At 74.2% G+C, this 512-nt stretch carries 1 protein-coding gene; it reads right to left on the reverse strand.

The annotated features are described in order from the left end of the window. The coding region (locus CFN78_RS28430) for a CPBP family intramembrane glutamic endopeptidase (protein ID WP_133116520.1) at positions 1–512 on the reverse strand (512 nt) is incomplete at both ends.

Here is a 512-nt window from a genome sequence, read left to right on the forward strand (position 1 = left end):
AGCCCGGCCTGGAGCGGATCGGGGGTGCGTTCCGCGTCGCCCATCGCCAGCATCAGCGGCGGCATGACGTGGCTGCTCACCGTGTGCGCGGTGACCGTCGGCCAGACCGAACCGGTGCGCAGCCGGATCCAGCCGATGAAGACGCCGACGAGTACGCCACCGATCACGGCAGCGGGGACCGCGATCACCCTGCCGTAGCCGGGGAACTGGCCGCCGAGCAACACCGCCGGCAGGTGCCACAGCGCCCACAGCACGCCCATCACCAGCAGCGCCCTCGGCGTGCCCAGCGGCAACAGCCGCGGCAGCAGGTAGCCCTGCCAGCCGATCTCCTCGCCGAGGAACAGCGGCAGGCACAGCACCGAGGTCAGCAGGTGCGCGGCGATCCAGCCGAGCGCGGGCAGCAGCGGCGGACCGGTACCCGGCCCCGCCCCGGTCTCCTCGCGCAGCCCGGAGAACCCGCGCAGATCGAACCCGAACACGCCGAACCCGCCCGCCAGCCCCCCGGCCCGCCC

The organism is Amycolatopsis antarctica (assembly GCF_002262875.1).
In the GTDB taxonomy this organism is placed as follows: domain Bacteria; phylum Actinomycetota; class Actinomycetes; order Mycobacteriales; family Pseudonocardiaceae; genus Amycolatopsis; species Amycolatopsis antarctica.